This is a genomic window from Clostridiaceae bacterium (assembly GCA_012840395.1).
Taxonomy (GTDB): domain Bacteria; phylum Bacillota; class Clostridia; order Acetivibrionales; family DULL01; genus DULL01.
The window spans coordinates 110,563-117,923 of sequence record DULL01000110.1 but is presented as its reverse complement, the minus strand read 5'-3'; the positions used below and the strand labels follow the sequence as shown (position 1 = coordinate 117,923).

Below are 7,361 nucleotides of genomic sequence, written 5' to 3'. Positions count from 1 at the left end.
CTTGTAAAGATTTCTAATTTCTGTCTTGTACTGGAAATATCATCCTTAATTGAATCAAGCTGACTGTCAAACTCTTTTACTTTTTCCTTAAGTTTTGTTATTGAGTCAATAAATACATTAACCTCTAACTCTTTTAATTTCTCACGAAGACTAAGGTACTTTTTTGCGTCTTCTGAACTCTTCTTTAGAGGCTCAAGTTGGGCTTCTAATTCACTTGAAATATCTTTTATTCTTAGCAGATTCTGTTTAGTTAATTCTAGCTTTTTTTCTGCTTCCTGCCTTCTTACTTTATATTTCATTACACCCGAAGCTTCTTCAAAAATACGTCTTCTGTCTTCTGATTTTGTGCTGAGTATTTCATCTATCTTACCCTGACTTATTACTGAATACCCGTCTTTTCCAAGTCCAGTATCAAGAAACAGTTCATTAATGTCTTTAAGACGACATAACGTCTTGTTGATATAATATTCGCTTTCACCTGATCTAAATACCCTTCTGGTTACTGTAACTTCAGAATAATCAACAGGAAGCACTCCATCAGAATTGTCTAAAGTGATGGAAACCTCAGAAAAACCCAGTGGCTTTCGTTGTTCAGTGCCTGCAAATATAACATCTTCCATTTTGCTTCCCCTGAGAGTCTTAATGCTCTGTTCTCCCAGTACCCATCTAATAGCATCCGCAATATTGCTCTTTCCGCTTCCATTGGGTCCTACCACTGAAGTAATACCCGAACCGAACTCTAATGATATTTTATCTGCAAAGGATTTAAACCCTTGAATTTCCAGTTTCTTAAGATACAAATATAACACCCCATTATTAATTACATACAATGACTATTATAACGCATAAATAGAAAATTTTTCTACAGTAGAAAAATTTTTATCTGCGTAAAGTCACTCGTTAATGGCAGTATGATGAATCATGGTTTTTTATTGTTCCAGGAAATATTATTTTTCGTTCTTGGATATTTTTTCAAGAGCATTTTTAGCTGCATTCTGTTCTGCTTCTTTTTTGCTTTTTCCAATACCTCTGCCCATCACATCATTGCTTACCAGAACTTCAGCCTCAAATAACTTATCATGATCTGGTCCTTTTTCTGAGACAATTTCATATGTTATTTTTTTATCTCCGCTGCTTTGAATAATTTCTTGAAGGGTTGTTTTGTAATCAGTGAATATAATACCGTTTACCGAATCATTTATTATGTTTTCCATTTTATCTAAAATAAAGTTATGGACTGCATTAATACCTCCATCAATAAAAATAGCACCAACTAAAGCCTCAAAAGCATCCGACAAAACGGATGCTCTTGTGCGTCCACCAGTTAATTCTTCGCCTTTCCCAAGCAATAAATGTTTACCTAATTCAATTTTGTCAGCACACTTTTTTAGTGAGGCTTCGCAAACAATATTAGCCCTGATTTTTGTCAGTTCACCCTCGTTTAATTCTTCACATCTAAAGAACAATGTCTCACTTATGGTCGCATTTAGTATTGAATCGCCTAGAAACTCCAGCCTTTCATTATTATCTAGTTTACCGGCCTTCACTTCATTTGCATAGGAACTGTGTGTTAAGGCTAATATTAGATTTCTTTTATCCTTAAAAGTGTAGTTAATACTCTTTTCAATTTCAATAATATTTTCTTCAGGTATATGAATTTTACAGCTCATATTTCCTCCAAAGCTTTTCTTAAGTACTTAGAATCAGTACTTCTTAAAAAGCAAAACTGCATTATGCCCTCCAAAGCCAAATGAGTTTGAAAGAGCGTACTGAATATCTGCTTTTCTTCCCTTGTTGGGTACATAGTCTAAATCACACTCTGGATCAGGAGTTTTATAGTTTATAGTTGGGGGAAGAAAACCATCTTTAAGTGCATTTACTGTTATTATGGCCTCTACCGCCCCGGCAGCACCAAGCATATGTCCAGTCATTGACTTTGTTGAACTGACAGCCAACTTATATGCATGCTCACCAAAAACCTTTTTTATCGCCATAGTTTCAGTTCTGTCATTAAGATCTGTAGAAGTTCCATGTGCATTAATATAGCCAATTTCATCAGGGCTAATTCCTGCGTCATTTATAGCTTCCATCATACATCTTGCAGCACCTTCTCCACCCTCAGAAGGAGCCGTTATGTGATATGCGTCATCATTAGATCCATATCCGACTATTTCAGCTATAATATTGGCTCCCCTGTTTTTTGCATGCTCTAATTCCTCAAGAATTAATATTCCAGCCCCTTCAGCCATAACAAAACCGTCTCTATCTAAATCAAATGGTCTGCAAGCTGTTTCAGGATCAGGATTCTTAGAAAGAGCTCCCATACTGCAAAACCCTGCAACTGACAAAGGTGTAATTGAAGCTTCACTTCCTCCAGTGATCATAATATCTGCTGCATTTCTTTGGATTACCTTATAAGCATCTCCAATGGCGTTTGTTCCGGTAGCACATGCTGTAACAACACATTCATTTATCGCTTTAGCACCAAATCTTATAGCTATCTGCCCTGATGCCATATTGGCGATCATCATTGGTATAAAGAAAGGACTAACTCTCCCAGGGCCTTTTGTATTTAAAACATTATATTGTTCTTCCAAAGTTTCAATTCCACCGATGCCTGAACCAACAATTACTCCCATTCTATCATGATCTATACTGTCAAGATCAATGCCTGAGTTCTCTAGAGCCATTATGGCAGCTGCCACGGCATATTGGCAATATCTGTCCATTCTTCTTGCTTCTTTTTTCTCAATATATTTAGTCGGATCAAAATCCTTTATCTCTCCGCCAACTTTTGCTGGGTAATTTGTAACATCAAACCTGGTTAAATGGCTTATTCCTGACTTACCTGCCTTAATTGAATTCCAAAATTCCTCAACTCCTATGCCAACAGGTGAAATTACCCCCATACCAGTAACTACAACTCGTCTTTTCATGGTAACCTCCTGAATAATCTATGGATCTAATGATCTATCTTAAAGGGCATTGAACCACTCCCTCTAACAGAAAGTGGAGATTCTCGCTTCATACGCCTTGTTACCTAGTTACCTACTGCGTCCACCAGTCTCACACCGGGTAGTTCTTACCCTAGTTTATATTTAAAATCCATCTTCTACTTACAGAAGTGAGATTATTTTTGCTGTAATATAAAAAAATGTATATTTATATATTTATTAATTATATTAAATGGATAAAAATGTAAATTACTAAAAAAGTCCCTTTCAAAGGGACTTTTTTAAGTATTATTTTTAATATATTCTACAGCATCACCAACTGTAGTAATCTTTTCAGCCTCGCTATCAGGTATCTCAAGTTCAAACTCCTCTTCAAGGGCCATTATTAATTCAACAATATCTAATGAATCAGCACCTAGATCGTCTATGAAGGAAGATTCCATTGTAATATCGTCTTCATCAACACCTAACTGCTCAACAATGATTTTCTTAACTCTTTCAAAAATCATAATTTCACCTCCTCTCGAAAAGGGTACAATAATATAATGATTATTCCAAGCGTAAAAGTCCGTGCCTTTTACACTAAAGATATTATTACATTACCAGCCCACCGTCAATATGTATTACCTGACCTGTAATATAATTTGAATCATCTGATGCAAGAAAACCAACAACATTAGCCACATCTTCAGGCGTCCCGAACCTTTTGAGCGGAATGCTGTTCAAATAGTTTTCTTTGACCTTATCTGGTAATACATCTGTCATTTTACTTACAATAAGTCCCGGTGCCACAGCATTACATGTAATATTCCTTGAAGCCAGCTCCTTTGCTGTTGATTTAGTAAGCCCAATCAATCCTGCTTTCGATGCTGAATAGTTTGCCTGGCCAGGATTACCCATTACTCCGGCTACTGAGGATATATTGATTATTTTGCCACTTCTTTGCTTTACCATTATTTTTGCAGCTGCTTTTGTGCAAATGAAAGCACCTGTTAAATTAATGCCAATAACATCCTCCCAATCTTTTTCTGTCATTTTAAGTAAAAGAGTATCTCTCGTTATTCCTGCATTATTAACTAAAATATCGAGGCTTCCAAATACTTCAACAGTTTTCTTCATCATATTTTCAACATCTTCAGTGTTTCTTACATCCCCTTTTATTACAATTACATTATAACCTGCCTCAGTAAACTCTTTTGCTGTAGAATCAACAGAATCTGAATTTACAATATCATTCAGGACTATGTTTGCTCCCATTTGTGCAAGTTTCAATGCAATTGCTTTTCCCAAACCTCTTCCTGCTCCTGTAACAAGGGCTGTTTTCCCTTTTAAAGACATAGTATATTACCTCCTTAGGTAAATATTCATTTATCCTTTATATTCCCAGCTCACTAAATGCTTTCTCCAGCGACTCAACATCTCCTACATTTATAGCCTTAACCTTATTATCAATCTTTTTAATAAAGCCACATAAAGCTTTTCCAGGTCCTATTTCAATAAAAGTATCAACGCCCTGGCTAATCATATTAACAACAGATTTATGCCAAAGTACAGGATGATTCACCTGTTTGATTAAAAGATCTTTTACTATCGATTTATCATATATATATTCTGCGGTTACATTACTTACTACAGGAAAGCTCATATCATGAAATTGAATTTTCTCAAGCTCTACAGCCAGTTTTTCGCTGGCTTCGTTCAGCATGCTGCAATGGAAAGGTGCACTCACTGGAAGAATTAATGCTCTTTTGGCTCCTTTTTCCTTACTAAGTTCTGCAACCTTTTCAACAGCCTTTATTTCGCCAGATACGACCACCTGACCGGGGCAATTAAAATTAGCCGGCTCAACTACGCCTACAGAAGAGGCCTCCTTACAAAGTTCTATTACAGTATTATCATCTAATCCTATTATTGCTGCCATAGTCCCTACTCTCACAGGGACAGTTTCCTGCATTAATTTTCCTCTTATCCTTACCAGATTGACCGCATCTTTAAAACTGATAGTTCCTGCTGCAACATGAGCAGAATATTCTCCTAAACTTAAGCCCGCAGCTACATCAGGTATTATGCCTTTTTCAATGAATGGCTGAAGGCATGCTATACTTGTGGATAATATTGCAGGTTGTGTGTTCTCTGTAATCTTTAAAGTTTCTTCATCACTATCAAAAACAATTTTTTTAAGATCATAGCCCAATGCTTCAGATGCTTCGTCAAAAATTCTATCCGAAGCTTTATATTTCATTGAAATATCTTTACCCATTCCCACATACTGAGCTCCCTGCCCCGGGAAAACAAACGCTAATTTACCCATGCCTGTTACCTCCATCAAATCGTGGTAAATAATCAATCAAATCCATTTAATTAACATAGAACCCCATGTTAATCCTCCTCCAAAGCCAACCAAAATAATATAGTCTCCTTTATCTATAAGTCCGCCCTTATAGGCTTCATGCAATGCAACTGGTATAGAAGCAGAGGAAATATTGCCATACTTATGAAGATTAATAAATACCTTCTCAATTGGATAGTCTAAACGTTTTAAAGCGCCTTCAATTATCCTGATATTTGCCTGATGCGGAATAATTAGTTTGACATCATTCAGGGAAATGCCAGAATCTTCTAACAAAGTTTCGGTTGCTGTAACCATCACCCTTACTGCAAATTTAAATACTTCACCGCCGTCCATCCATAAAACGCGTTTATTCTCATGTTTTCGCTTAGATATTTCATCTTCGTTAATGTAGCAGCAGGGAATTGTGATGTTATGCCCCAGACTCCCATCTGAACCAAGATATGTAGCCATTATTCCATAGCCATTCTCCACCGGGCCAAGTACAGCAGCACCCGCACCATCTCCAAACAAAACAGCGGTATTTCTGTCTTCCCAGTCAACGACTCTGGACAGGCCTTCACAGGCAACTATTAAAATATATTTATAATATCCTGTTGTAATAAATTGTTTTGCTACTGTCATCCCATACATTGCGCCTGTACATGCGGCATTTAAATCAAAAGCAGCTGCTTTTGTCGCTCCTAAATATTTCTGTATTATGCATGAAGTTGCCGGCGTAAGGTAATCAGGAGCTTCCGTGGTAACAATTATCAAATCAATATCTTCAGGGGTTAAACCAGCATTCCTGATGGCTTCCTTTGCCGCATTAACTCCTAAAACATAAGCAGGTGTTTTTTCATCCAGTATCCGTCTTTCAGATATGCCAGTTCTTTTTTTAATCCATTCGTCACTGGTTTCAACGATTTTTTCTAGATCATAATTAGTCAGCACTTTACCAGGCACATCACTTCCCAGTCCCAGAATACCTACTGCTTTACCATTAATCTCCACTACTTATAACCTCCAAATTCTTTAATTCCTCTTTAATATGATCTAGCATGGATCCTTCGGCAAATTTATATGCCTTAAGCAAAGCATATTTTATAGTCCTGGCTTTTGAATTTCCATGACTTTTAATTACAAGGCCGTTAACTCCCAATATAGGTGCACCTGCCAAAACATCCGGATCTAACAAACTTTTTAAATTCTTTAAATTTTTCTTCAGCAGCAATGCAGAAAGTTTTGTGAAAATATTATGAGTAAAAATACTTTTTATTAAGCCAAAGAAAAACGTACCAGCACCTTCATAAAACTTTAATAAAACATTTCCCGTAAATCCATCGCAAACCGCAACATGTACTTTACCTTCAGGAATGTCCTTACCCTCTATGTTTCCTATGAAATTAAGATTTGAGTTTGATAGAAGCCCATAAGCCTGCTTTATTAACTCATTGCCTTTGCCCGATTCAGCTCCAACATTAAGCAATCCAACGGTAGGATTCTTTATATCATAAAGCTTTTTCATGTACAAGCTGCCAAATAATCCGAATTGAAGGTAATTAATTGGTTTACAGGAAGAATTCAAACCAGCATCAATAATCAATGCATTTCCGTTTTTAGCTGGAATAACAGCACCTAATGCCGGCCTGTCAACGCCCTTTATTCTGCCTAATATAAGTAATGCACCTGTCAACAGGGCACCTGAATTTCCTGCTGAAAGAAATACATCTCCTTCACCATCTTTCAGCAGTTTAAAACCAACAACCATGGATGAGTTTTGCTTTGTTTTAATGGCTTTAGTCGGAATATCTTCGTTTGTAATAACTTCATCGGTATGATAAATTTTAAGCCGAGGACTTGAAAATTTTTTCTTTCTGAGAACTTCATTTATCTGCTCACTATCACCAATAAGCATTACATCAAATCCATCTTTACTATTTATTGCATCAATACATCCATTTACAATCGCTTCAGGAGCATTATCTCCACCCATTGCATCAACTAATATAAGCACTTAATTCACTCCCGTATTCCATATTCCATAGATTATCATTCAAAAAATTATTTTTACTTTA

General features: G+C 36.4%; 8 protein-coding genes. All 8 read right to left on the bottom strand.

The window, feature by feature from the left end; all coding sequences use genetic code 11:
* Positions 1 to 800: AAA family ATPase (locus GXX20_12445; protein HHW32456.1), on the bottom strand; the 800-nt coding region annotated here is incomplete at its 3' end.
* A 147-nt stretch (positions 801 to 947) separates the two neighbouring features.
* Positions 948 to 1,670, bottom strand: coding sequence for a ribonuclease III (locus GXX20_12440; GenBank protein ID HHW32455.1), 723 nt, complete (start codon positions 1,668 to 1,670; stop codon positions 948 to 950).
* Positions 1,671 to 1,703: 33 nt separating this feature from the next.
* Positions 1,704 to 2,936, bottom strand: a complete 1,233-nt coding sequence (fabF, locus tag GXX20_12435) for a beta-ketoacyl-ACP synthase II (GenBank protein ID HHW32454.1) — start codon at positions 2,934 to 2,936, stop codon at positions 1,704 to 1,706.
* Between the two features lie 299 nt (positions 2,937 to 3,235).
* Positions 3,236 to 3,463 (bottom strand): acyl carrier protein, encoded by a 228-nt coding sequence (acpP, locus tag GXX20_12430; protein HHW32453.1) that lies wholly within the window; start codon positions 3,461 to 3,463, stop codon positions 3,236 to 3,238.
* A gap of 85 nt (positions 3,464 to 3,548) precedes the next feature.
* Positions 3,549 to 4,292 carry a 3-oxoacyl-[acyl-carrier-protein] reductase gene (gene fabG, locus GXX20_12425; GenBank protein HHW32452.1) on the bottom strand — a complete coding sequence of 248 codons (744 nt, stop codon included), beginning with the start codon at positions 4,290 to 4,292 and terminating at the stop codon, positions 3,549 to 3,551.
* A 37-nt stretch (positions 4,293 to 4,329) separates the two neighbouring features.
* Positions 4,330 to 5,265 carry an ACP S-malonyltransferase gene (fabD, locus tag GXX20_12420; protein HHW32451.1) on the bottom strand — a complete coding sequence of 312 codons (936 nt, stop codon included), beginning with the start codon at positions 5,263 to 5,265 and terminating at the stop codon, positions 4,330 to 4,332.
* 36 nt (positions 5,266 to 5,301) lie between these two features.
* The gene (locus GXX20_12415) at positions 5,302 to 6,297 is read right to left on the bottom strand and encodes a ketoacyl-ACP synthase III (protein ID HHW32450.1); all 996 of its coding nucleotides are present in this window, start codon (positions 6,295 to 6,297) and stop codon (positions 5,302 to 5,304) included.
* Positions 6,287 to 7,279, bottom strand: a complete 993-nt coding sequence (gene plsX, locus GXX20_12410) for a phosphate acyltransferase PlsX (GenBank protein HHW32449.1) — start codon at positions 7,277 to 7,279, stop codon at positions 6,287 to 6,289. The genes GXX20_12415 and plsX overlap by 11 nt, the downstream gene beginning before the upstream one ends.
* Positions 7,280 to 7,361: the final 82 nt, after the last annotated feature.